This is a genomic window from Streptomyces sp. NPDC090798 (genome assembly GCF_044768965.1).
Classification (GTDB): Bacteria; Actinomycetota; Actinomycetes; order Streptomycetales; family Streptomycetaceae; genus Streptomyces.
Map to the genome: position 1 here is coordinate 323,463 of NZ_JBIVXA010000004.1, position 23,770 is coordinate 347,232.

General features: G+C 69.8%; 19 protein-coding genes and 1 pseudogene. 10 read left to right on the forward strand and 10 right to left on the reverse strand.

The features are described from left to right. Nucleotides 1-51 precede the first annotated feature (51 nt). Nucleotides 52-864 carry an SAM-dependent methyltransferase gene (locus tag ACIQTP_RS11625; protein ID WP_403398741.1) on the forward strand — a complete coding sequence of 271 codons (813 nt, stop codon included), beginning with the start codon at nucleotides 52-54 and terminating at the stop codon, nucleotides 862-864. A gap of 82 nt (nucleotides 865-946) precedes the next feature. Here the strand turns inward: ACIQTP_RS11625 and ACIQTP_RS11630 are convergent, their stop codons facing one another. Continuing rightward, nucleotides 947-1,351 carry an ANTAR domain-containing protein gene (locus ACIQTP_RS11630; protein ID WP_403398743.1) on the reverse strand — a complete coding sequence of 135 codons (405 nt, stop codon included), beginning with the start codon at nucleotides 1,349-1,351 and terminating at the stop codon, nucleotides 947-949. Further along, nucleotides 1,348-1,530, reverse strand: coding sequence for a hypothetical protein (locus ACIQTP_RS11635; protein WP_403398745.1), 183 nt, complete (start codon nucleotides 1,528-1,530; stop codon nucleotides 1,348-1,350). The genes ACIQTP_RS11630 and ACIQTP_RS11635 overlap by 4 nt, the downstream gene beginning before the upstream one ends. 132 nt (nucleotides 1,531-1,662) lie before the next feature. Between ACIQTP_RS11635 and ACIQTP_RS11640 the strand changes: the two genes are divergently transcribed. After that, entirely contained in the window at nucleotides 1,663-2,037 is a 375-nt protein-coding gene (locus ACIQTP_RS11640; RefSeq protein ID WP_403398747.1) for a helix-turn-helix transcriptional regulator, read from the forward strand. Nucleotides 2,038-2,659: 622 nt separating this feature from the next. Continuing rightward, the gene (locus ACIQTP_RS11645) at nucleotides 2,660-4,111 is read left to right on the forward strand and encodes a purine-cytosine permease family protein (RefSeq protein WP_403398749.1); all 1,452 of its coding nucleotides are present in this window, start codon (nucleotides 2,660-2,662) and stop codon (nucleotides 4,109-4,111) included. Nucleotides 4,112-4,162: 51 nt separating this feature from the next. On the opposite strand, the gene ACIQTP_RS11650 is transcribed toward ACIQTP_RS11645, so the two are convergent. Continuing rightward, nucleotides 4,163-4,720: a TetR/AcrR family transcriptional regulator gene (locus ACIQTP_RS11650; protein WP_266937119.1), complete on the reverse strand. Its 558-nt coding sequence runs from the start codon at nucleotides 4,718-4,720 to the stop codon at nucleotides 4,163-4,165. Nucleotides 4,721-4,891: 171 nt separating this feature from the next. Here ACIQTP_RS11650 and ACIQTP_RS11655 point away from each other — a divergent pair, with 171 nt between their 5' ends. After that, nucleotides 4,892-6,094 (forward strand): MFS transporter, encoded by a 1,203-nt coding sequence (locus ACIQTP_RS11655; RefSeq protein WP_403398751.1) that lies wholly within the window; start codon nucleotides 4,892-4,894, stop codon nucleotides 6,092-6,094. Between the two features lie 184 nt (nucleotides 6,095-6,278). On the opposite strand, the gene ACIQTP_RS11660 is transcribed toward ACIQTP_RS11655, so the two are convergent. Next, complete coding sequence (locus tag ACIQTP_RS11660; protein WP_030190387.1) at nucleotides 6,279-6,470, reverse strand: hypothetical protein; 192 nt, start codon at nucleotides 6,468-6,470, stop codon at nucleotides 6,279-6,281. A gap of 175 nt (nucleotides 6,471-6,645) precedes the next feature. On the opposite strand from ACIQTP_RS11660, the gene ACIQTP_RS11665 reads away from it, so the two are divergent. Then, nucleotides 6,646-7,779 (forward strand): glutathione-independent formaldehyde dehydrogenase, encoded by a 1,134-nt coding sequence (locus ACIQTP_RS11665; protein ID WP_402046742.1) that lies wholly within the window; start codon nucleotides 6,646-6,648, stop codon nucleotides 7,777-7,779. 151 nt (nucleotides 7,780-7,930) lie between these two features. Here the strand turns inward: ACIQTP_RS11665 and argG are convergent, their stop codons facing one another. Next, nucleotides 7,931-9,379, reverse strand: coding sequence for an argininosuccinate synthase (gene argG / locus ACIQTP_RS11670; RefSeq protein ID WP_402046745.1), 1,449 nt, complete (start codon nucleotides 9,377-9,379; stop codon nucleotides 7,931-7,933). A 222-nt stretch (nucleotides 9,380-9,601) separates the two neighbouring features. Between argG and ACIQTP_RS11675 the strand changes: the two genes are divergently transcribed. Continuing rightward, nucleotides 9,602-10,300 carry a LuxR C-terminal-related transcriptional regulator gene (locus tag ACIQTP_RS11675; RefSeq protein ID WP_403398754.1) on the forward strand — a complete coding sequence of 233 codons (699 nt, stop codon included), beginning with the start codon at nucleotides 9,602-9,604 and terminating at the stop codon, nucleotides 10,298-10,300. A gap of 173 nt (nucleotides 10,301-10,473) precedes the next feature. On the opposite strand, the gene ACIQTP_RS11680 is transcribed toward ACIQTP_RS11675, so the two are convergent. Beyond that, the gene (locus ACIQTP_RS11680) at nucleotides 10,474-11,799 is read right to left on the reverse strand and encodes a hypothetical protein (protein ID WP_403398755.1); all 1,326 of its coding nucleotides are present in this window, start codon (nucleotides 11,797-11,799) and stop codon (nucleotides 10,474-10,476) included. 207 nt (nucleotides 11,800-12,006) lie between these two features. Between ACIQTP_RS11680 and ACIQTP_RS11685 the strand changes: the two genes are divergently transcribed. Further along, nucleotides 12,007-14,136 (forward strand): hypothetical protein, encoded by a 2,130-nt coding sequence (locus tag ACIQTP_RS11685; protein WP_403398757.1) that lies wholly within the window; start codon nucleotides 12,007-12,009, stop codon nucleotides 14,134-14,136. A 72-nt stretch (nucleotides 14,137-14,208) separates the two neighbouring features. On the opposite strand, the pseudogene ACIQTP_RS11690 reads toward ACIQTP_RS11685, so the two are convergent. Together ACIQTP_RS11690 and ACIQTP_RS11695 are read right to left on the reverse strand one after the other, a co-directional pair. Next, a pseudogene (locus ACIQTP_RS11690) lies at nucleotides 14,209-14,473 on the reverse strand (class I SAM-dependent methyltransferase); the annotation flags it as partial. Nucleotides 14,474-14,535: 62 nt separating this feature from the next. Next, complete coding sequence (locus ACIQTP_RS11695; RefSeq protein WP_403398760.1) at nucleotides 14,536-16,092, reverse strand: hypothetical protein; 1,557 nt, start codon at nucleotides 16,090-16,092, stop codon at nucleotides 14,536-14,538. A gap of 182 nt (nucleotides 16,093-16,274) precedes the next feature. Between ACIQTP_RS11695 and ACIQTP_RS11700 the strand changes: the two genes are divergently transcribed. The 3 genes from ACIQTP_RS11700 to ACIQTP_RS11710 all read left to right on the forward strand — a co-directional run bounded on the left by ACIQTP_RS11700 (nucleotide 16,275) and on the right by ACIQTP_RS11710 (nucleotide 20,009). Beyond that, nucleotides 16,275-16,736 carry a MarR family winged helix-turn-helix transcriptional regulator gene (locus tag ACIQTP_RS11700; protein WP_403398761.1) on the forward strand — a complete coding sequence of 154 codons (462 nt, stop codon included), beginning with the start codon at nucleotides 16,275-16,277 and terminating at the stop codon, nucleotides 16,734-16,736. A 104-nt stretch (nucleotides 16,737-16,840) separates the two neighbouring features. Further along, complete coding sequence (locus ACIQTP_RS11705; protein WP_403399107.1) at nucleotides 16,841-18,511, forward strand: MFS transporter; 1,671 nt, start codon at nucleotides 16,841-16,843, stop codon at nucleotides 18,509-18,511. Between the two features lie 718 nt (nucleotides 18,512-19,229). Then, nucleotides 19,230-20,009: a polysaccharide deacetylase family protein gene (locus tag ACIQTP_RS11710; RefSeq protein WP_403398763.1), complete on the forward strand. Its 780-nt coding sequence runs from the start codon at nucleotides 19,230-19,232 to the stop codon at nucleotides 20,007-20,009. Nucleotides 20,010-20,016: 7 nt separating this feature from the next. Here ACIQTP_RS11710 and ACIQTP_RS11715 read toward each other — a convergent pair whose 3' ends face one another. Next, nucleotides 20,017-21,111, reverse strand: a complete 1,095-nt coding sequence (locus ACIQTP_RS11715) for a sugar ABC transporter substrate-binding protein (protein WP_403398765.1) — start codon at nucleotides 21,109-21,111, stop codon at nucleotides 20,017-20,019. Further along, entirely contained in the window at nucleotides 21,108-23,642 is a 2,535-nt protein-coding gene (locus ACIQTP_RS11720; RefSeq protein WP_403398767.1) for a SpoIIE family protein phosphatase, read from the reverse strand. Before ACIQTP_RS11720 ends, ACIQTP_RS11715 begins: the two co-directional genes overlap by 4 nt. Between the last annotated feature and the right edge of the window lie 128 nt (nucleotides 23,643-23,770).

Below are 23,770 nucleotides of genomic sequence, written 5' to 3' on the forward strand. Positions count from 1 at the left end.
CGGCAACTATATGATGAGGCGTCAAGATCACGGACATGACAGGGAGTTGAGTTGGCCGACAACGACGGTCTCCCGCAGGGGATCGATCCCGACAAGGCGAGCGTTGCCCGGATGTACGACGCGATGCTCGGCGGGCAGCACAATTTCCCCATAGACCGGGAGGCGTTGGCGGCCTTCACGGCGATCGATCCCCAGGTGCGCACGCTGGCGCGGGCCAATCGCGCCTTTCTCGGCCGGGCCGTGCGCTTTCTGGTCGAGGCCGGAATACGGCAGTTCATCGACCTCGGATCGGGCATCCCGACACAGGGCAACGTCCACGAGGTGGCACAGGCGGCCAGCCCGGACGCCCGGGTGGTCTACGTGGACAGTGACCCGGTGGCCGTGGCCCACAGCACTGCCCTGCTCGCCGACAATCCCGGCGCGGACATCGTCGACGCCGACATCCGCCGGCCGGCCGACATCCTGTCGTCCCCGCAGGTACAGAAGCTCATCGACTTCGGGCAGCCCGTCGCGGTACTGATGATCACGATCCTGCACTTCATCACGCCCGAGGAGAACCCCGCCGGCATCGTGGCCGCGTTCCGGGACGCCCTGCCCGAGGGAAGCTGGCTGGCGCTCACACACGCGACGAACCAGGATCGCCCGGACACGGCCGCCGCCGTGGGGCAGCTGTACCGGTCCAAGGCCACCTCCCCGGTCACCGCCCGCTCCCGCGGCGAGATCCGCGATCTCTTCGGCGGCTTCGACCTGGTGGAGCCCGACCTGGTCTACGTACCCCTGTGGCGCCCGGACCCGGACGACCACATCCCGGAGAACCCGTCGGAGTACTGGGTCTACGCGGGCGTCGGCCGCAAGCGTGCGTGACGGGGCTTCGGCGAGTTCGGCGAGAGGGACGTGAGCGTCAGCAGGAAGGGCGGGTGCGGGCGGTAAGGCCGGAGGCCAGGGATCAGAGCGGGTCCGCCGACAGATCGCGACGTTGGTCGGACACCGGCAGCGCGCTTCTCTCACCGTCCGGCTGTGAGCTCCGGTCGGCGAGAGAGCGCCACTCGGCGGTCGGATGGTTGGGGGCATGGGGACCGAGGACCTCGGCGACCGCCGCGGAGACCCGTTGCCGGAGAAGGTCGGGAAGCGGATCTCCGTTGACGGCGCCGACCAGGTCTTCGGCGACATGGTGGACCTTGGTGTTGGTGTGCTGGGACACCTCGACCAATACATTCCAGGCGTCGTCGGCGCTCAGGCCGAACGAGGCCATCAGGACTCCCCGGGCCAGATCGATGACCGGCCGGGTCTGCATGGCCCGTTTGAGCTGGACGACTTCGGTGCGCAGGTCCTGCTCGGCGTCGTCGCTCAACCCATCCTCCTTGTGCGCTCTGTCGTACTTGCCGGGATGCCCGTCACGGCCGTCGGCGGACCGCCGATCGGCCGCGGGAGGGCTTGGCGCAGGGAGCGCTGGAGTGGGTGCTCGGTGTCGATGTCACCGGAGACCGCGGCGGCCGTGCCGACCTGGACAGGGAGTGGACGTTCGTGCATGGCAGTCGCTCCTGAGGCATCCGCCTATCTCACTACTCCAAGCCTCAGCCTTCGGATCCTCACACGTCAAGAGATACAGGAACTTTCTTTCACCCTTTTGAATACGCGAATGCTGAGCCGTATCCTCGAGACATGGGTGACGTACCGCAGGGACATTCCGGCTGGACCTTTCTCACCAACCACGCCCGGGTGCTGGCCGCCATCTCCAGGGATCAGGGAACCCGTATCCGCGACATCGCCGCACGGTGCAGACTCACCGAGCGCGCCGTCCAGAAGATCATTTCCGATCTGGAGGAGGACGGCTATCTCACCCACACCCGCCAGGGCCGCTCCAACGTCTACCACATCGAACCGGGGACCATCCTCCGGCACCCGGCGGAGGCCGGGTTGAGCGTGGAGGGTTTGCTGACCCTCCTCGACCAGCACGACGCACGGCGCGACCGCAGGCCCGAACCCGAGCAGCCCTCACTCGCGTTCGATCATTCCGCTCGGCGCGCGAAGGACTGACCTCTACAGCCCGGACCAGAGCATTGGCCAACCAGCGCTTAGCCAGGGCCTGTTGAGCGAGCCCAGCCCCCAGCGGCTCCGTCGAAACCTCAACACGACTCCAGGAAAGGGGTTTCGACTCGTCGGTCCGTTCGCCGCCCTGTGCTGAGCGCGTCCCTGGACCTGGCTTCCTGGGCGGGGTGGTCAGACCTCGCAGTTGATCTCGACTTCGATCGACCCCGCCCGCTCCCGGGAGGCTCTGGGTGTTCTGGTCGATGTTGTCGCCGATCAGAGGTCCCCGCCGTCGACGGCGTCAGCGCCCGTGGTGGCGATGTTCACGTCCGGCCCCGGCGTCTCGCTCCAACGAGGGCGGTCGCCGCCGAGACGACGGCACCCCAGGGCAGGACACCCGGACGCCCCGGTCCCTTCCGACGGTTCCCCGGGTCCGGGGCGCGTCGCCGGAGCAGCCCGGCGGGGGCCGTTTTCATCCTTTCAGTGGCGTGGCACACCTGGGATTGCACTGCGTACCGGTCGGACATACTGATCGGTACGGCCCTCCGTAGCCGGTACGACAAGAGGATGAATGTGATCACAGGCGGTTAACCTTCTCATCACATGATGCACCCGCTCAAAGGAGGCGCTCGTGACCACATCGTCGCAGCCACGGGTATCGGGTCTGGAAATCCGCTCCATCGACTACGTCCCTCTGGACGAGCGGCACGGAAAGCTCTGGCACCTGGGGCCTCTGTGGTTCATGTCCAACGCGCAGATCGCCACCCTGGCGGTAGGGCTGATCAGCATCACCGAGGGCGGCAACCTCATCTGGTCGCTGATCGCGATCGCCGCGGGCACCATCCTCGGCACGTTCTTCATGGCCTTCCACTCCGCGCAGGGCCCGCAGCTGGGACTGCCGCAGATGATCCAGTCACGGCCGCAGTTCGGCTACGTCGGGGCCCTGCTCGTCTGGCTGTTCGCCTATGTGCAGTACGCGGGGTTCAACATCTTCAACACGATCCTGGCCGGCGAGGCCCTGCACACCACACTGCACGGCGGCGTCAAGCTGTGGGTCGTCGTGGTCACACTCGTCGGGTTCGTCATCGCGCTGGTGGGCTACGACGTCATCCACCGCGCCGAACGGGTCCTCACCTACACCTTCCTGGTCGTCTTCGGGATCTTCACCGTGGGCATCCTTCTCACCCTGCACTACCCCCCGGGCTCCTTCGACCTCGGCGGCTTCCAGTGGACCCCGTTCCTCGCGCAGTTCGGCGTGGTCGCCGGATACCAGATCAGCTGGGCCATCTACGTCTCGGACTACTCCCGCTACCTCCCGCCGGACGTGACCGTCCGCAAGACCTTCTACTGGACGTACTTCGGGTCGGCGCTCGGCGGCATCTGGCTGATGTGTCTCGGGGCTCTGCTCGCCGCATGGGCGGGCAAGGACTTCGAGACCGTCCGCTCGATCAACGCGGCGGGCGACAAGGTCTTCAGCGGCTTCGGCGCGATCGTCCTGCTGTTCTCCGCCCTCGGTCTGATCTCGGTGACCGCCCTGAACATGTACGGCGGATCCCTCACGCTCATCAGCGCGATCGACTCGTTCAAGAGAGTGCGGCCGACCGTCGGCGTACGGCTCGTGACGATCGGCCTCACCGCGGCGCTCTCCGTGGTGGGGGCACTGGCCTCCACCTCCCACTTCCTTGAGAACTTCAACAACTTCCTGCTGTTGGTGCTCTACCTGTTCATTCCGTGGACCGCCGTGAACCTCATGGACTACTACGTGGTGCGCCGCGGCCACTACGCGGTCGCCGAGATCTTCAACCCGCACGGCATCTACGGCCGCTGGGGCTGGCACGGCATCATCGCCTACCTGGTCGGCTTCGCCGTCATGGTGCCCTTCTTCTCCGTCGGCACCCTCTACGTCGGACCCGCCGCCCACGCGCTCGGCGGTGCGGACATCGCCTTGTTCATCGGGCTGCCCGTCTCCGCGGTGCTCTACTGGCTGCTCACCCGTTCGATCGACGTCGATGCCGAGACCCGTCTGGCCGAGGCGGAGGCCGCGGCGCTGGAATCGGCGGCCCACGAGCACCGCGAGCCATGACCTTTCCATGGGCGCCCGCGACAACGGCCCAGGGGCGCCCGACGCGATGACCTAGACCGCCGCGAGCAACGGCGCGACCAGGCCCCGCGCCCACTCTCCGGACGCGGGCTCCCCGCTGAAGATCGCGCGGTAGTACAGCGGACCGAGCAGTCCGTCGACGGCCCGCTCCACGCTCGGCACCTTGCCTCCTCGAGCTCGCTCCCGCTCGATGATCGCCCCGAGCTGAGCGTGTCGGTCAGCCGTGCAGGCGCTGCCGCCCTCCGGACCCGAGCCGATCGTCGCCCGCATCAGGGCGAGGACGTCGGGATCGGCGAGGTCGGTGGCGACATCGCCCGTCCACCGCTCCAGGTCACCCACCAGAGAGCCGGTGTCCGGCACCACGACATCGCCACTGAACCGACTGGTGGCGACGTCGGCCAGGAGCTGCGCCACTGAACCCCACCGCCGGTACACCGTGGTCGCGTGCACGCCGGCGCGCGCCGCGATGGCGGGAATGGTCAGCGCCTCGGCGGGCTCTTCGGCGAGCAGCTCCCCGACCGCGCGGTGAACGGCCGCGCGCACCCGCGCGGAGCGGCCGCCGGGACGGGGCTGGACTGTTGCTTCGGTCATGCGGAAATTATCGCACTGATCACTGCGTTAGGGTAGGACTACTAACGCAGTGATCACTGCTTTCGGAGAGAGCGCATGTCTGACGCACCCACGTCCTACAAGAAGGTCCCGTCAACCTCAGCCCCGAGTGGCCCACCGTCCGGTCGTGTGCGGCGCGGGCTGAGCCGGCCGATGGCCTTCGCCTCCATCGCGGCCGTCTTCGTCCTCTTCATGGCCGCGTCCAGCGCGCCGTCGCCGCTCTACGTCATCTACCAGCACGAATGGAGCTTCTCGGCAACCACGCTGACCACCGTTTTCGCGGTGTACGTCGTCGGAATGATCGGGGCACTCCTCGTGCTCGGCGCACTGTCCGATCACATCGGCCGCCGACCGGTCCTGGCCTCGGCCATCGCCCTCGAAGCGGTGGCGATGGCACTGTTCATCGCCGCCGACGACGTCTCGATCCTTCTGACGGCCCGCTTCGTCCAGGGCGTCGCCACCGGCGCGGCCATGACGACACTCGGCGCGACCCTGGTCGATCTCAACCCGCCCCACGCGCCGCACCGCGCCGGCGTCATCACCGGTGCGGCCCCGACGTTCGGGCTCGGCCTCGGTGCACTGGGCTGCGGCGTCCTTGCGCAGTACGGGCCGCACCCGACCCGATTGGTCTACGGTCTGCTGCTCGCGGCTCTGGCCCTCGCCGGTCTGCTCATCGCCCTCATGCCCGAGACGGCACAGCGCCGGCCCGGCGTCGTACGGTCGCTTCAGCCGCGCCTCGGCGTTGCTCCGCGCCTGCGCACGGACCTGATAGCACTCGTGCCGATCCTGGTGGCGAGCTGGGCACTGGGCGGACTGTATCTCTCGCTCGGTCCGTCAGTGGCCGCCAACCTGTTCGGCCTGTCCAGCCATGTCGTCGGCGGCCTCGTGGTCACCCTGCTCTGCGCGCCCGCCTCGATCACGGCGTTCGCGTTGCGCGGCTGGCCCACCGAGCGCACGCTCGCCCTTTCGGCCACCTTGCTGCTCCTCGGCACGGCAGTGGGTCTGGGCGGTGTGGAGGCGAACTCGCTCACCATGGCCGCAGCCGGCACCGCCATCGCCGGAATCGGCTTCGGCGGCTCGGCCCTGGCCGGCTTCGGCACACTGGCCCGGATCGCCGGGCCGGCCGAGCGGGGCGAACTGTTCGCGGTCGCGTTCGTCATCTCCTACCTGGCCTTCAGCGTCCCGGCCGTGGTCGCGGGGATCGCCACCACGAACGTCGGCCTGCGCGAGACCTCGGTCGTCTACAGCGCGGCCGTCATCGCCTTCAGCGCCCTCGCGCTCGCCGCCCAACGGCTCCGCACGGGACGGGCCAGGAACACCGGCGCCTGCGGACAGCCTGCCGGGGCCCGCAACTGAGGAACCTCCGACACACGCGCCCTCACCCCGATCCATGACAGGTGGGCAGACACGCGAAGCTCCCGGCAGCCACAGAGGTCACTGCCGGGAGCTTCGCGGTTCTCGCGTCACAAGCGGGGCCGACGATCGCGCCGGAGCGTCCCGTCCGGAATCCGATGAGGGCAAGCCCCACGCAAGGGAGAAATCAGCGGTCGGCGATGTCCTCGCGCAGACCGTCGGAGAATTCCCACCACGACAGGGGAAGCCAGTCGCCGTTGACGAAGGCGTCGACCGTAGCGCCTCGGCCGCGGACCGTCACGGTCGTTCCCGGCGGGTAGGTGGTGCCGGACAATCCCGGCACGGGAACAAGCAGCGTTCCCAGTCGCTGTGCTGACATTTTCGGCCTCCCTCTCCACTGCATTTCTCTGCACGACACCGGGCAGTTATTCACATCGACGTTACCGGCTTGTCCGATCGCGCAGGACGGAGAATCATGAGAGATGGGTCACGCGGAGAATGCGGGCGGGGGCGTGGACATCACATACATGCGTCACCGACTGGAGGTGGCAGCCGTGAAGGCCGTCGTATACAAAGGGCCGTTCAGCGTTGCGGTCGAAGAGGTTGAAAAGCCCAGCATCCAGCATCCGAACGATGTGATCGTACGGGTCACTTCCACCGCGATATGCGGATCCGACCTGCACATGTACGAGGGCCGTACCGCTGCCGAGCCCGGCATCGTCTTCGGCCACGAGAACATGGGAATCATCGAAGAACTCGGCCAGGGCGTCACCTCACTCAAGGAGGGCGACCGCGTGGTCATGCCCTTCAACGTCGCCTGCGGGTTCTGCATGAACTGCGTCGAGGGTTTCACCGGATACTGTCTGACCGTCAATCCCGGTTTCGCGGGCGGCGCGTACGGATACGTCGCGATGGGCCCCTGGAAGGGCGGCCAGGCCGAATACCTGCGCGTACCCTTCGCCGACTTCAACTGCCTGAAGCTGCCGCCGGGAAACGACCACGAGAGTGATTTCATATTGCTCGCCGACATTTTCCCCACCGGATACCACGGTTGTGAGCTCGCCCAGGTCCGCCCGGGCGAGAGCGTCGCGGTGTACGGCGGAGGCCCGGTCGGACTCATGGCCGCCTACTCGGCTCTGCTGCGCGGCGCGAAGCAGGTCTTCGTTGTGGACCGGGTCCCCGAACGGCTGCAGAAGGCCGAGGAGATAGGCGCGGTTCCGATCAACTTCGCCGAGGGCAACCCGATCGAGCAGATCAAGGAACACACGGACGGCATCGGCACGGACAAGGGCGTTGACGCCGTCGGCTACCAGGCGACAGGGCACGGCACGGACCGCGAGGAACCGGCGACCGTCCTGAACTCGCTCGTCGGCACGGTTCGAGCCACCGGAGCGCTCGGCGTGCCCGGCCTCTATGTGCCCTCCGACCCCGGCGGCCCGGACGAGCAGGCCAAGCAGGGCATGCTCCTCGTCTCGATCGGCAAGCTCTTCGAGAAGGGCCTGCGGATGGGGACGGGACAGTGCAACGTGAAGCGCTACAACCGGTACCTGCGCGACATGATCATCGAGGGCAGGGCGAAGCCCAGTTTCGTCGTCTCCCACGAACTGACCCTGGATCAGGCGCCGTCGGCCTACGACAAGTTCGACAAGCGGATCGAGGGCTATACGAAGGTGATACTGCACCCGTAGCCCTGCTGACCACAGCCTTCGCGTGAGGTCGCTGTCGGCGACGGAGCCAAGCGGTGAGCCCCTCCCCCGCGCGCAGCGGACGACGGCGGGCCCCGGCGGAACAGAATCCGCCGGGGCCCGCCGCCCAGGTGCGTACGACCGGTCACCGGCGTCAGTCCGTGCCGGACTCCATCGCGGCGCGGTCCAGCATCGTCTCCTCGTCCGTGGCCTCGCCCCGCGAGGCGATGACCTCGGCGCCGCCCTCGTCCATGGCGCCGATCAGCCCGGTCGAGGCCGCCTGCGCGGCGCCGATCGGCGTCGGGTGGTCGCTGCCGACCAGGCCCAGGCCCGCGTACTGCTCGAGACGGGCACGGGAGTCGGCGATGTCCAGGTTCCGCATGGTGAGCTGGCCGATGCGGTCCACCGGGCCGAACGCCGAGTCCTCGGTCCGCTCCATGGAGAGCTTGTCCGGGTGGTAGCTGAGCGCCGGGCCCCGGGTGTCGAGCACCGAGTAGTCCTCGCCGCGCCGCAGCCGCAGGGTCACCTCGCCGGTGATCGCCGTGCCGACCCAGCGCTGCAGCGACTCGCGCACCATCAGCGCCTGCGGGTCCAGCCAGCGGCCTTCGTAGAGCAGCCGGCCCAGCCGCCGACCCTCGTTGTGGTACGCGGCCACGGTGTCCTCGTTGTGGATCGCGTTGACCAGACGCTCGTAGGCGATGTGCAGCAGCGCCATGCCGGGCGCCTCGTAGATGCCGCGGCTCTTGGCTTCGATGATCCGGTTCTCGATCTGGTCGGACATGCCGAGGCCGTGCCGGCCGCCGATCGCGTTGGCCTCCATGACGAGGTCGACCGCGGAGCCGAACTCCTTGCCGTTGATGGTGACCGGACGGCCTTGGTCGAAGCCGACCGTCACGTCCTCCGTGGCGATCTCCACCGACGGGTCCCAGAACCGCACGCCCATGATCGGGTCGACCGTCTCGATACCGGTGTCAAGGTGCTCCAGGGTCTTGGCCTCGTGCGTGGCGCCCCAGATGTTGGCGTCCGTGGAGTACGCCTTCTCCGTCGAGTCCCGGTACGGCAGCCCGTGCGCGAGCAGCCACTCCGACATCTCCTTGCGGCCGCCGAGCTCCGTGACGAAGTCCGCGTCCAGCCAGGGCTTGTAGATCCGCAGGTGCGGGTTGGCGAGCAGCCCGTACCGGTAGAACCGCTCGATGTCATTGCCCTTGAACGTGGAGCCGTCACCCCAGATCTGCACCCCGTCCTCGAGCATGGCCCGCACCAGCAGCGTGCCGGTCACGGCACGCCCCAGCGGCGTGGTGTTGAAGTACGGGCGCCCGCCCGACCTGATGTGGAACGCGCCGCAGGCGAGTGCGGCCAGCCCTTCCTCGACCAGCGCGGCACGGCAGTCGACGAGCCGGGTGATCTCGGCGCCGTACGCCGTGGCACGGCCGGGCACGGACGCGATGTCGGGCTCGTCGTACTGACCGATGTCGGCGGTGTACGTGCACGGTACGGCGCCCTTGTCGCGCATCCAGGCGACGGCGACCGAAGTGTCGAGCCCGCCGGAGAAGGCAATGCCGACGCGCTCGCCGGTGGGGAGGGAAGTGAGGACCTTGGACATGGCAAGATTATGCAACATCACGCATGATCATGCAAGGTCGCACCGCCGGGCCATCGGGGAGTGACCGAGGCCACAAAGGAAACGATGCCGTTTCGATACTGCCGGGTCTACGCTGATGAGACCGAGGTGAACGAAACCGTTTCGTTCACGGGGGGTGCGGTGGCGGACACCCGGCCCACGCCGGCCGTCGCGCGCACCCCACCCTCACGAAGGGCGCCCGTCATGACCTCCGTACTCGTCGTGCACAGCCAGTCCCTGCACCGTCTCGGTCTGCACATGCTTCTGGCGGCCGAGCCCGACCTGACCGTCGTCGGCGAGGCGACGAGTGACGCCGAGGCGATCCGCATGAGCGCCGCGCTCGGTCCCGACGTCGTCGTGATGGCCAACCACGTAGCCGATCCGAACGGCGTCGAGGCCATCCGCCGCATCACCCGGCCCCTCACCCCACTCCCGGCGACCGAGCCCGTCAGAGCCGGCGGGCGTCCCCCGCGCGTACTGGTCCTGACGCCCAGCAGCCACGAGGGGTACGCCTACGCGGCACTGCGCGCCGGAGCCGGCGGGTTCCTCCCCCAGGACGCCACCCCCGACGAACTGACCGCGGCCGTCCGCATCGTGGCCGCCGGAGACGCCGTCACCACTCCCGGCGTCACCCGTGCGCTCATCGACGCGGTCCGCCAGGAGCGCCCGGCCCGCACCACCGAGCAGGAAACAGGGCTCGACATGCTCACCGAGCGGGAACGCGACGTCCTCACCGCCGTCGCCTCCGGCTGGTCCAACGCCGAGATCGCCGCGCGGCTGTCCATCGCGCCGACCACCGTCAAGTCACACGTCAGCCACATCCTCGCCAAGATCGGCGCCCGCGCCCGTGTGCAGGCGGTGACCTTCGCCTACGAGTCGGGCCTGGTGCGACCGGCCGCCTGACGCCGACCCGCGCCGCAAGGCCGCCGACCCCGCGAGCGTGAGCACCGCGCGGACGGCCGCGACGAATCCCAGAACCCCGCGTACCCGAGTGCTCCGTCACGCCCCCTGCACGATGTCCACGCGCCGCACCCGCGCGTACTCGTCCACCTCCTTCCGGTGCGGTCGCGTCGGGCCTACTGCTGGTAGGGAAGTTCTTCCCGTACGTTTCCGGAGTGGTCCCGGGCGACCAGGACGGCCGTGACGGGGCCGCGCTCCGGCAGGTCGGCGAGGTCGGGCCCGGCGATGAGGAACGTACCTCCGGCGATTCGTGCCGCCAGGTCGGGCATGCCGTCGCGGCGCAGGACGACCGAGGCGATGTGGACGTCTTCCACCAGGCCCACCACGGCGATGGTGCCGCTGGCGCCGTCCGCGAAGTCGTAGTACATCCGGGTGGCCGAGATGTCCTTTCCGACCACGGTGAAGTCCCGAATCGGGCCCTGTTGAGGAGTGAAGTCGAACACGAACGGGTCCTCGGTACTCGCCCGGTCACCGGTGGTGTGCCAGACGAGCAGCTTGCCGTAGCGGCCGAGCCTGACTCGTTCGCGCGGTGTGAGATCGGCGTGAGCACCGGATCGCCACTGCTCCGGATCGACGACCGGAGGGGCGTCGGCCGCCGCGAGAACCGTGGTCAGATCCTCGGTGGCGAGCGCGGGGTCCTCGACGGCCGGTGCGGGCCGGTCCACCACGGCGGTTGCGCGCGATGGCAGTGCCGCGAGGGGCACGATCTCACCCTTCGGGCTGCCGTTGGTCCGCAGAACGAGGCCGGTGGAGTCGACGACGAACGCGTTGGGAGCCACGAACAGACCGTCGGCGACCAGCGTCCATCCCAGCGGGCGCCGGTCCGCGGGCCGTTCCACGACCAGGCTGGCGACCTCGGGTGCGACAACACCCGCGATGGTGCCGAACTCGGTGTGGAACGTCACCGACGCTCCCTGACCGGCCGACGCGCCGACGGCGGGCCGGGACAACGTGACCCGCTTCGGAGTGAGTTCCGCGAACACCACTCCGCCCGGCGAGCCGAATGCGACCACCCTGATGCCGTTGCGGCGCGCGGTGAGCAACGGCTGCCAGTCGGCGGGATCGGGATGCGCACGCGTCGCGGCCGCGGCGCAACGGCGTACGTCCGCCGTGGAGGCCCACCCGGTCCGCAGGCGGTAGAAGTCCTCCACCCTACGAGCGCCGGAGCGTGGTTGGTCAACGGGCGCTCCGGAATGCGCGGCAAGGTGCTGTCGAAGGCGCGGCCAACTCGGGAAGCCATGAAGGCGGGCGATCACCAACTGCGCGGTGTCGAGGCCGAATTCGACCTGCGGATTCCGACTCTCGGGCGCGTGTCGCGCGACGAGTGCCAAGGCGGTGGGCTGCTGGGAGCGCACGGCCCGCCGCAAGTCCTTCGCCCGCTTCTTGAGCTGTTCCAGACTGGCGCGCTCGGGCAGGGGCACGGTCTGCGGTGTGGTCGGCACGGAGCCTCCTTCGGTGAACCGGTGGTCCGCCGAACCGGCCGAAGGACGGTAGGCCATCATGACGCTCGTACAAGCCAGGTGGGCTCTGCCCTTCCCGCGGACCCGGAGGCGCCCCGCGCGCCTGTTCGACCACTCTACTGCGTCCCCTGCCCCGTCCGTCGAACGATGCCGACCCCGAGGTCCCGCCGGGGTCGGTAGGGTGCGGGCGTGCGCGCGCCTGAAGAGCTGAACGAGGTGGACTGGGCGGCCCTTGAGCATGCCTATGGGCCGGCCGGCGACGTTCCGGAGATGATCCGCGTCCTGTACGCGGAAGAGTCCCCGCAGACGGAGCGCGGCGAGAACGTCGGTGAGGAGCTGATCAACAACCTCAACCACCAGGGGTCGTTGTATCCGGCGACGCTGGAAGCGGTGCCGTTCCTGGCCCATCTGGCGCTGCACGTGTCCTGGCATCGGGAAGCTGTCCTGGAGGTGCTGACCGGGCTCGCCGAGCTCGACGAGTGGGGGGTGCCCGCGCCGGAGTCCCTCGGTGGACGGGTGCGCGCGGCGGTCCTGGCCGAACTTCCGCTGTTGATGGGGTGTTTGACCGACCCCGATCCCTTCGTGCGGCAGGCCGCGATCCGGCTGGCGTGCGTCGGACCGCGTCCGGCCGGCCCTGCCGTGGTCCGCACGCTCGCGGACCTGTACGAGAGCGATCCGTCCGCCTCGACGCGGGCCGACGCCCTCACCGCCCTCGCCCTCCTCGATCCTGACCCGGCGACCGTACGGGACCGTGTGGCCGCGGCAGTTGGCGACCACGATCGGGAAGTCCGCCTGGCGGCCGCGCTGTCGGGCCTGGACCGGGCCGAACCGCCCTATCCCGCGACCCTGGTGGCGGTCGTCGCGGCTGACGGGGCCGTTGTCCCGAGCTCACACCGTTTCGCCGCCCGCCCGCGGCCCTTCCCGTATCCCGGCGCGCCCCGCGACCGCGAGACGGAGCTCCTGACCGAGGACCCGGAGGGCGCGCTGAGCATCGCGCGCGCATGGATCGCGGCCGGTGACACCCACCGACGGGGCTCCCGCCTGGTCGGACAAGTCGATGAGCGGTGGCGGGACCGCGAGGCACAGTGCGTGGCCGCGCTGGCCGAGGCACTGCCCCTGCATCAGGACGGCGCCGAGCGCCTTTCGATCGTCCGCGCGATCGCAGGCCTGATGCCCCGCGCCGGGGACCCCGGCAGCGACGTCCGCGACCTGTTGCTCGCCGAGGCCGCCGGTGACGAGCAGGAATACGCGGCCGGCTCCCCGTACGCTCCCGGCGTCGCCGGCCGCGAGTCGAGCCGCGGGAAGGGGCACGGGCTCCTGTGGGTCGACGTCGGAGTCACGGACGACGACCGCGCCGGTGTCCCACACAGCGCCGCTGCCACGGTTGCCGATGGGCCGGGAGCTCTCCGGACCCGCTCAGCCAGGCGGGAGCGGACGGCGGCAGCCCAACGGGCCCTGGCCCGCGCCGAAGTGGTCGAGTGCGCGCGCCTGGCGCTGGCCGGCTGCGGCGACCCGCGGCTGCTCGAACAGCCTGGCAACCTCAGCGGGCCGGTCCTCGCCACGTTCCTGACCCACCACCGTGACGAGGCCCTGCCCCGCCTGCACCCGGTGCTTCCCGAACTGATCGCCCGCGGCGGTGCGCGGCTGCTCGACGCCCTCGGATCCGACCTGGCCGCCGCGCACCTCCCTCAGCTCAAGCAGGCTCTGCGCGAGCGCCCCACCGTCGCGGCCGCCCGTCTGCTGGGGGAACTCGGGCCGTCCGGCACGGATACCGAGACCGCCGACCTGCTGGCCACCGTGGACCCCACGGCGTGGGACGGCCTTTGCGCGGAGGCCGCCGTTTCCAGGGCCCTGATCACCGGGGATGCCGAACCGGCCGTCAAGGGCCTGCGCGACCTGCTGCGCACGCAGTCCCCGCCGGACATCCTCCCGGCCATCGGACGGCTCGGCCCCCTCGGTGCGCCACTCGCCCCCGAAGTCGCCGCGGTGCTGCACGGCCCACAAAAATACGGCCGTGCGCAGGCCGCCGACGCCTACTGGCGCATCACCGGCGACCCGCGGCCAGTGCTTCCCCTGCTTCTCGAGTGGGCCGCGCCCACCACCACCTACGCCTCTGACGACACCGCCTGGTACGGCCGCCGTGATGCCTTGCACATCCTCGCGGACATGCGGACAGCCGGCGCCCTCACGACCACCCCGCCGGAGCTGCGGCCCCTGCTGGAGCTCTGCGCCACCTCCCCGCGTCGCGTCGCATGGAAGGACGACGAAGAGCTGCGCCGTCTCGCCCACACCCTCCTCGACGAGCCGATGCCGTCCTGAAGCAACTCACCAGCGTGGCCCGCTTTCACGCCCGAAGCTGACGAACGGCGTTCCGGCCGCCTGCGCGTGTGGCTTGGTGAGGTACATGGTGACGCCGGCGCAGGCGCCGACCGTCGGCCGTCCGGGATCGAAGCCGGGGTCGGACAGTTGCTCCCACCAGTCCGCACCCGCCTCGAAGTCGACCGGCACCAGTCGCAGCCGGTCGGGGATCCCGTAGCCGAGTTCGATCAGGCCGACCTGCTCGGCCACCAGGTCCTCGATGAAACGAGCCTCGGGCCACGATGGCCGCCCGGAACCCGCTGGTGCCCCGCGGATCCATGTCCGGGCGGCGCTCCCATCGTCAGTCTCTTGGCCAACGCCTCTTCAACGATCTGACGTGACCGTCGGCACGCCGGGGCGTCAGTAGCCGAAGCTCGTCGTGTAGGCGCACTCCGTATAGATGTAGCCGGACCTCAGCTTGGCCGTGTCCGAGGCCGGGGACTTCCCGGTTCCGCCCCGGGCCTTGTGCACGAAGTACGTGGTGCCCGCGGGCAGTCGGATGGTCCGTTGCGGGTAGTTCTTCCCGCTGTCGTTGCACGGTGTGAAGCCCCGCACCAGCGTGCTGGCGAGGGAGTAGGAAGTGCAGCTCCCGCAGGCCTTGAGAGGGAAGCTTCCCGTCACCGGCCCCGTGTACATCACGGTGATGTCGTCGGGGCTGTCGTTCTTGACGGTGACCGAGATACTGCCGCCGGATGCCGTCGTGGGCAGTCTCCTGCCCGCGGCGGGCACCGTCTGGGCGATGTCCGCCGCGATGGCGATCTTCTGGGCGCGGGCTCGGTTCGTGTGGTGCGGGTTGTTCTTGACGAACTCGTTCATCGTGGTGACGGCGTCGTCGAAGCGCCCGTCCTTGTACTGGTCCACTCCGCAGGCGTACGCACCCGAATCCGCGGTCCTGTCGGCCCGGTCGGCGTCCTTGCCGAGGTCCGCGGCCACGCCCGCTTCTTCTCCCGGCAGCGCACGGACCTGGGTACCCAGGCTGTTGAGATGCTGGACGGCCGTGCAGGGATCGCCGCCATCCACTTGTTTCACGGCCTTGTCGACCGCCGTTTTGACCGCCGGCTCCACCTTCGCAGCCGACGCGGACCGCGGGAACGTCGTCAGGAGATCGCCGAAGTGCGCGGTCCAGTCCGCCGCGCCACCGCTCAGCGACTGCGACGCGCACTCGTAGAGCGAGGTCGCCAGGCGATCGTCGGGCCAGGTGGACAGTGCTCCGAGTTCCCGCTTGCCCATGGTCCTCGGTACGGTGCGCAGGTACTTCAAGGGCGCTATGGCGTCGCAGTAGTTCTTCTGGTCGAAGGACGCACCGACGGTGGCGTAGTACGTCTTGAGCCGGTCGGGGACCCGGGCGGCCGCGCGTGAGCCCGGATGGTCGCTGCGCAGGCCCCGATAGACCGCCAGTGCCCGGCGGTAGTCGGCCTCCGCCGTTGCGAACGGCTGCTTGCCGGCGCTCTGGACAAGCTTGTCCGCCCGCTCCAACCGGTCCATGAACATCGCCTCGGTGGCGTCGTCACGTGCGCCGTCGTACAGGACGACGCCTCCGGTGGGCACGGCCAGAAGGACGACCCCGAGCGCGATCGCGACCCAGGCGCGCGGTGGCCACACCAGACGGGTCCGCAGCCCCACGACCGCACCATGGACGGCCGCGAGACCGAGGAGGACCAGGTAGGCGACGACGGCTCCGCCGGGGACGCCGTCCGGGTCCGCGGGGAGGGCCACCAGGAGCAGAATCGCGGTCGCGACCCAGCACAGCGCCATGAGTCCCCAACGGCGCACCAGCGCATAACCGAGGCCCAGTCCGCACAGGTTCAGCAGCGCCACCGCGGCCGCTCGCAGGCCGTCAGCCGGAGCGGGCGGCGGCGCGGTCGGCATCGGCGGTACGACGAATCCGGCGCGCGGGCCGTTGTTGTCCCAGGACATGACGGCTCCCCCAGTCAATCACGCCCGACGTGCTACGACTTGTCAGCGTACGTTCAATCGTTCGGTCGCGACAGAGGGTGCGCGGTGGCAGGGCGGGCAAGTCCGGGGATCACCCGTTCGATCATTACTAACATTTGATTGATCAGCCCAGACTGATAAACCTACTGTTAGTACTTGTGCAGGTGGATAGAGAAGCAGGTACCGATCACACCCACGGCCCGAGCGACACCGTCCGGCTCGCCTCCGACCTTCGCCTCGCCGTGGGCCGCATGACCCGGCGACTGCGCCAGGCCCACGCCGTGGGGGACGTGTCCCTCTCCGGCGTTTCGGTGCTCGCGCGGCTCGCCGCCGACGGCCCCAGCTCCCCGGGATCTCTCGCCGACCTGGAACGCGTACGGCCACAGGCGATGGCCGGCACGCTCGCCGTACTCGAACAGCGCGGGCTCGTCGGACGTGGCCCCGACCCGGCGGACGGGCGACGGATCATCGTGGCGATCACCGAGGAAGGACGGGCCATGCTGGCGGAGCGGCGCTCCGAGTCCGTACACCGGCTCTCGGCCGTCCTCGACGAGTTCACCCCGGAGGAGCGCGAGACACTCGCGTCGGCCCTGCCCCTCCTCGACCGACTGGCGGAACGGCTGTGACCGCGCGCACCTCGCGCTGGACGCGCCGGAAGGACACCCCCGCGGGCCCCGGCTACAAGTGGGTCGCCCTGTCCAACACCACGCTCGGTGTACTGATCGCCACGATGGACGCCTCCATCGTGATCATCTCGCTGCCCGCGATCTTCCGCGGGATCGGGCTCGACCCGCTCGCGCCCGGCAACATCGGCTATCTGCTCTGGATGATCCTGGGCTATCTGCTCGTGTCGGCCGTACTCGTCGTCGTCCTCGGCCGGCTCGGCGACATGTACGGCCGGGTCAAGATCTACAACCTCGGTTTCCTCATCTTCGCCTGTGCCTCCGTCGCGCTGTCCCTCGACCCCTTCCGGGCCGGCGCCGGCGCGATGTGGCTCATTCTCTGGCGCATCGTGCAGGCCTTCGGCGGCTCCATGCTCACCGCCAACTCGGCCGCGATCCTCACCGACGCCTTCCCCGCCCGGCAGCGCGGCATGGCCCTCGGCATCAACCAGATCACCGCGCTCGCCGGCCAGTTCCTCGGCCTCCTCGCCGGCGGGCTGCTCGCCGTCGTCGACTGGCGCGCGGTGTTCTGGGTGAGCGTGCCGATCAGCGTCACCGGCACCATCTGGTCGTACATGAGCCTGCGCGAGACCGCGGCGGGGCGCCCCGGCCGTATCGACTGGCTGGGCAACATCACCTTCGCCGCGGGCGCCGGAATCCTGCTGGCCGGCATCACCTACGGCATCCAGCCCTACGGCTCCCACGCCACCGGCTGGGGAAATCCGTGGGTGCTCAGCGGCCTGATCGGCGGGGTCGTACTGCTGGTGCTCTTCTGCTACGTCGAGTCGCGCGTCGCCGACCCCATGTTCACCCTGGCCCTGTTCAAGATACGGGCGTTCGCCGCGGGCAACCTGGCGGCGCTGCTGACCGCGATCGCACGCGGCGGGCTGCAGTTCATGCTCATCATCTGGCTGCAGGGCATCTGGCTGCCCCTGCACGGCTACGCGTACGAGGACACCCCGTTGTGGGCGGGCATCTTCATGCTGCCGCTGACGCTCGGCTTCCTGATCGCGGGTCCCCTGTCGGGTTACCTGTCGGACCGGTTCGGCGCCCGGATGTTCTCGACGGCCGGCCTGGTCGTCGTCGCGGTTTCCTTCCTCGGGCTGCTCGCCCTGCCCATCAACTTCGACTACGGGCTCTTCGCGGCGCTGCTCCTGCTCAACGGGCTGGGCCAGGGCATGTTCTCCGCGCCGAACACGTCCTCGATCATGGGCAGCGTGCCGCCCGAGTACCGGGGCGTCGCCTCGGGCATGCGCTCCACGTTCCAGAACTCGGGCACCGCCCTGTCCATCGGTGTGTTCTTCTCCCTGATGGTCTCCGGACTGGCCTCATCCCTGCCTTCGGCACTCAGCAGCGGACTGCAGGCGCACGGTGTACCGGCCGGCTCCGCCGAGCATGCCGCGTCGCTGCCCCCGGTGAGCACGTTGTTCGCCACGTTCCTCGGCAACAACCCCATCGAGCACCTGCTCGGATCCGGCGGAACCCTCACCCACCTCACCGCTGCCCAACACGCCACCCTGACCGGTCACACCTTCTTCCCGCAACTGGTCTCCGGCCCGTTCCACCACGGACTGGCGATCGTCTTCAGCGTCGCCGCGGGCATGGCGCTGGTGTCCGCCCTCGCCTCGGCCCTGCGCGGCGGCCCCCGTCCCGCTCAGGACAACCCCCCACGGAGCCGACCGCCCGCCGTGGCCGACCCGCCGCAGTCCGCACAGCGCCGGAACAGCGCGCCCTCGTAGGAGCGGGTCATCGCCCGGGCCGGCCGTGCGACGCCGGTACGGGCGGCCCGAGAACGAGACCGCCGCTTTCACGGCCGGCGATGACGGATGTCGACCACACGCGGGCCGTCGGGAACTGGGTCCGGGCCGCCTGGGACTCTCGCCGCAGCACTCCTGGGGCGGATGGAGATGCCGGTGGAGCGTCCGACGCTGCCGGGAACCGAGCAAGTGGCCGTCCGGTGGGGCTACTTCGACGAGCAGGCGAGCAGGCGAGCTGGACCTGGGACGTCGAGCCCGGCCGCCCGATGACGGTTCATGTCCACACGCCGGGCGACCGGCAGTTGCGGCTGCTGCTCAACGGTGCCTCAGCCCGGGTGGCGCCGCGACTCCCGAACGTGCCATGGCCACGTTCAACGTGCCGTACGCCCCCGGTGAGTTGACGACGGCCGCCGGCCGCCACGGCGAGGAGATCGGCCTCGCGGGCGGGCACTCACCTTGCCGGTCGGCCAGGAGCGAGCCCTCTCGGACCGAGGCCAGCCGTAGTACCGCAGAGGGCTGTCGTCACCAACGCGGCGCTCACCGCCGCTCGTTCGGAGGACTTTCCCCGCGTGGTGTCGCCGCTCCGTCTCCGAATCCCCGCGGAATTGTCCGTGATCGGTAACGGACGCATCCTCCGGCGGTCCATCTCCGTCCTCACGGGTGCACGAGATCCACAAGGACGACGAGGAGTGGGGCGGACATGTCGCGGCATGGGGGACGGGGTTGGCACGGGCGGGTTCTCGCGGCGGCGCTCGGGGTGACGGCGGCGGCTGCCGCCACCTCGGTGTGGACCGCGCAGGCCAATCCCGTCGAGGGGCAGCGCACGCCGGCCGGCAGCTCGGCGCACGCAGGGTCCAAGGCTCCGGGCGGGAAGCCGGTGTCAGTGGACATCGCCCATGCCTCGGACCGCGGGGCCCACGGCGTCAACATCACCATTGACGACGGACCGGACCCCACGTGGACGCCGCAGGTCCTCCAGGTGCTGCGGGACAACGGCGTCAAGGCCACCTTCTGCATGGTGGGCACCCAGGCCCAGGCCCACCCGGACCTGGTCAAGGCGGTGGTGGCCGCCGGGCACCGGCTGTGCGACCACACCGTCTCGCACGACACCACCATGGACACCAAGTCCCAGGCCTACCAGTCCCAGCAGATCCTGGACGCCCAAAGCATGATCACCCAGGCCTCCGGAGGCGTCCGGCCGCAGTACTACCGCGCCCCGGGCGGCGCTTTCACCCCGTACAGCCGCCACCTCGCCGCCTCGCACGGCATGCGACCGCTCGGCTGGAACGTCGACTCCAAGGACTTCGAACACCCCGGCACGGGCGCCATCGTCGCCACCGTCAAGAGCGAGATCTCCAACGGCCCGACCATCCTCTTCCACGACGCCGGCGGGGACCGCTCCCAGACCGTGGCCGCCCTGCGTGAGGTCCTGCCCTGGCTGAAGCAGCAGGGGTACTCCTTCGGCTTTCCCGTGCGCTGAGTGCCCGTCACTCGCCCTCTGAGCGGGTGAGACCGGACCTCTCGCAGGCGGCCCGGAGCTCGGCGGTGCAGATCTGGTCGACGCTGTACATGCCGTCCTTGAGGAGTGTCGGCTTGATCTTGTCCACCGTCACCGCCCTCGGAGTGAGCAGGACGGACGGGATGTTCCTGGTGGTGGGGCTGTTGGTCGTCGTCGTGGCGATCTCGCGGAGGTCCTCTCCGCGTCCCAGGGCGACGGCCATGGTGACGGCCGCTTCGGCTTCCGCCTTGAAGGGTTTGTACACCGTCATGTACTGCTCGCCCCTGACGATGCGCTGCACGGCGTCGAGGTCGGCGTCCTGGCCGGTGACGGGAGGAAGCTCCGTGACACGGGCGCTCTTGAGAGCGGAGATGACACCCGCGGCGATGGTGTCGTTGGCCGCCAGGACGCCGTCGATCCGGTCCGGGCCCAGGGCCGCCATCGCGGCGGACATGTTGGCGTGGGCGCTGTCCGTGCTCCAGCCCTGGGTGTCGTACGACCTGCCGATCTTCACCTTGCCGGAGACGACGGACAGTGCGCCGCCGCGGAACCAATCCGCGTTGGGGCTGGTCGGATCGCCGTTCATCATGACGACGTTTCCGCCGTTCGCCTTGTCGCCCATGGCCTTCAGGAGCGCCTCGCCCTGGAGCCTGCCGACCTGCGCGCCGTCGAAACTGACGTAGCCCGAGATCGGGCCTTCGGCGAGCCGGTCGTAGGCGACGACCGGGACTCCCGCCTCGTGCGCTTCCTGGATCGAGGAGCGCAGCGCCCTGGTGTCGGTGGCGTCGAGGATCAGGACCCTGACCCCTTTGGTGATCATGGAGCTCATCTGTTGCCGCTGCCTCATCGCGTCGTCCTGGGCGTTGGCGTACTCCAAGGTGCAGTGGGGGCACAGTTGCTTCAGCCGCTTCTCGATCAGCGGCCTGTCGGACCGCTCCCAGCGGGGGACGGTTCGGCTCGGGAGCAGCAGGCCGACGGTGAAGCCGGCCTTGCCCGTCTCCTCTTCTTCTTCGCAGGCGGCCAGGGACGTCGTCATGACTCCCGCGACGAGCACCGCGACGACGTGCCAGGTACGGGCCCTCATGGCAGACCCCCTCGCTCCGTCCGGGGCCCCGCGTCCACGCGTACCTGCCCGCTTCGCGGCACGACGAGCTCGCTCCACACCTGCTTGCCGCCGGCCACCGGCACCGAGCCGAAGGACTCCGACATCGCTTCGACGAGCAGCAGACCTCGGCCGCCGGTCGCGTCCCAGTCCACGATCACCGGCTTGGCGGGGGCACGCGGCGAGCAGTCGCTCACACTGACCCGCACCCGGTCTCCGCGGAGCATCAGGTCGACGCGGACCGGGCCCTGAGTGTGCATGAGGCCGTTGGTGACCAGTTCCGACACGACCAGCAACGCCGCGTCGGTCACTTCTTCGACCTTCCACCGACGCAGCGCGCGTGCGGTGAAACGGCGTGCGTGCATGACGGCGTCGGGCAGCCGCCACACCGCCCAGCCGGCCCGTATCGGTCGGATCTTCATGCCGTCGTAGCGCAGCAGCAGCAGCGCCACGTCGTCCTCACGAGGGTCGAGTTCGCCGAGCAGTGCGTCGGCCATTCCCCCCGGATCCGCCGGATCAGCCGCGGCGAGCGCGGTGCGGGTCCGGTCCATGCCCTCGTCCAGGGGCAGGTCGGCGGCCTCGACCAGGCCGTCGGTGACCATGGCGATCACCGTGCCGGGGGCCAGCGCGCAGGTGGTCATGGGGAACTCCGCGTCCGCGAGGATCCCCAGCGGGAGCCCGCCCGCGACCTGTACCTCCTCGGTCCTGCCGTCGGGATGGCGCACCAGCGGTGCGAGGTGCCCGGCCCGTACGAACAGGGCGTTGCCCTCCTCCATGTCCAACTCGGCGTAGCAGCAGGTGGCGAACAGATCGGTCTCCATACCGACGAGGAGCCGGTTGGCGTGCGAGACGACCACGTCGGGCGGATGGCCCTCCACGGCGTACGCCCTGATCGCGGTGCGCATCTGGCCCATGATCGTCGCGGCTCCGGCGCTGTGTCCCTGCACGTCGCCGATGACCAGCGCCACCCGGTCCTCGGAGAGGGCTATGACGTCGTACCAGTCACCGCCCACCTGCAACCCCCGCCTGGCGGGCAGATAGCGGGCGACGGCCGTCCCGCCGGGCAGCTCGGGGAGGCGCCGGGGCAGGAGACTGCGCTGCAGCATCGTCGCGAGCTCCTGTTCGGCGTCGTGCGCGCGCGCACGCTTGAGGGCCTGTCCCACCAGCGCCGCGGTGGCGGTCAGCAGGAACCGCTCCTCGGGGACGAATTCGTGCGGCTGGTCCCAGCCGACCAGGCACACGCCGGCGACCCAGCCCTTCGCGGGGAGCGGCAGGACGGCCAGACCTCCGGCGCCGATGCCGGCGAGTCCGGGTTCGAGGGCCGCGCCGGCGGACCACAGATCCATTCGTCCGTCCCGTAGAGCCCTCTGAAGGGTGGGCAGGGCGCTGACCGGTGCGTCGGGCCACTCCGAACGCCACTCGGAACGCCACCACTGCGGCCAGGCGGCGGGCTCGGGCGGGTCGAGCACGGTGACCGCGAGCCGGTCGTCCTGCAACTCGGCGAGTGCCACCCGGTCGGCGCCCAGCGGCTCACCGAGCGCGGTGACCACCACCCGGCTGACGTCACGGACCGTTACGGCATCGTCGAGTGCGGCCGTCAGCCACTGGATCCTGGACACGTCGTCGGCGCTCTGTCGCAGGACGGAGGTCGCCGTCACCACGCCCAGTACCTGCTCCGGCCGGCCGTCGAAGCCTGCCACCACCTGGCAGCTCAGGCTCAGCCAGCGCATTTCACCGGTCGGGCGGCGGACACGGAACTCCAGCTCCCGTCGGCCGACCGTCTGGGTGGAAGGCTCCAGGACCGACATCAGCGCGTGCATGTCCTCCGGGAGGGTGTGCGCGAGCAGGGTGTCCGCCTTGCCGTCGAAGTCGTCGGGCGTGATGCCGGCCAGCTCGAGCAGCGTCTCGTCCGCCTCGATCAGGCCGGTGTCCGGCGTGATGACGAAGGAGCCGACGCACAGCCTCCGCAGGGCCGCACTCAGTAGCGGCGACGGAGCGGGGCGGCCGGTTCCCGTCCGGAGCACGGCGACGACCGCGTCGGCGTACTGCCCCAGGAAGCGCCGTTGTTCGGCCTCGAAGCCGTCCGCCGAAGCCCCCACGACGACGAGGCAACCCAGCCGCCTGCCCTCCGTGCCGAGCGGCAGCGCGGCGAGCGACGCCTCCGGTCGCGCGGGCGTGAGCCCGCCCGTCGCGTAGGAGGCGAGTGCCGCGGGAGTCAGCCACAGAGGTCGGCCGGTGCGGAAGGTACGCGCCGCCGGTGAGTCACCGGACAGCGGCAGACGCTCGGGCAGCCCGTACTCGGAACGGGCGCATCCGGCCGTTTCCACCAGCCGAAGCTCCTGATTCCCGGCACCGGGCAGATAGACCGCTGTCAGCGCCGCCCCCGCGAACGTCAGGGCCCGCTCGCTCGTGACCGCCTCAGGCGCCGGAGGCGGTGAACCGGTGTCCGCGGCGTCGGCCTCGCGTGCCCGTGGCTCGGAGACCCCGGTCCGGGCACGGCCGTCATGAGGCATGTCGGCGACCTACCTCCCGTCGATGCGACAGGTGCCGACGGATGAAAATCGGGCACCCGCACACAAGAATCGTATATGGGTATTAACGGGACATATATGTGCAGCATGAACAGGACATGTATGTGCAG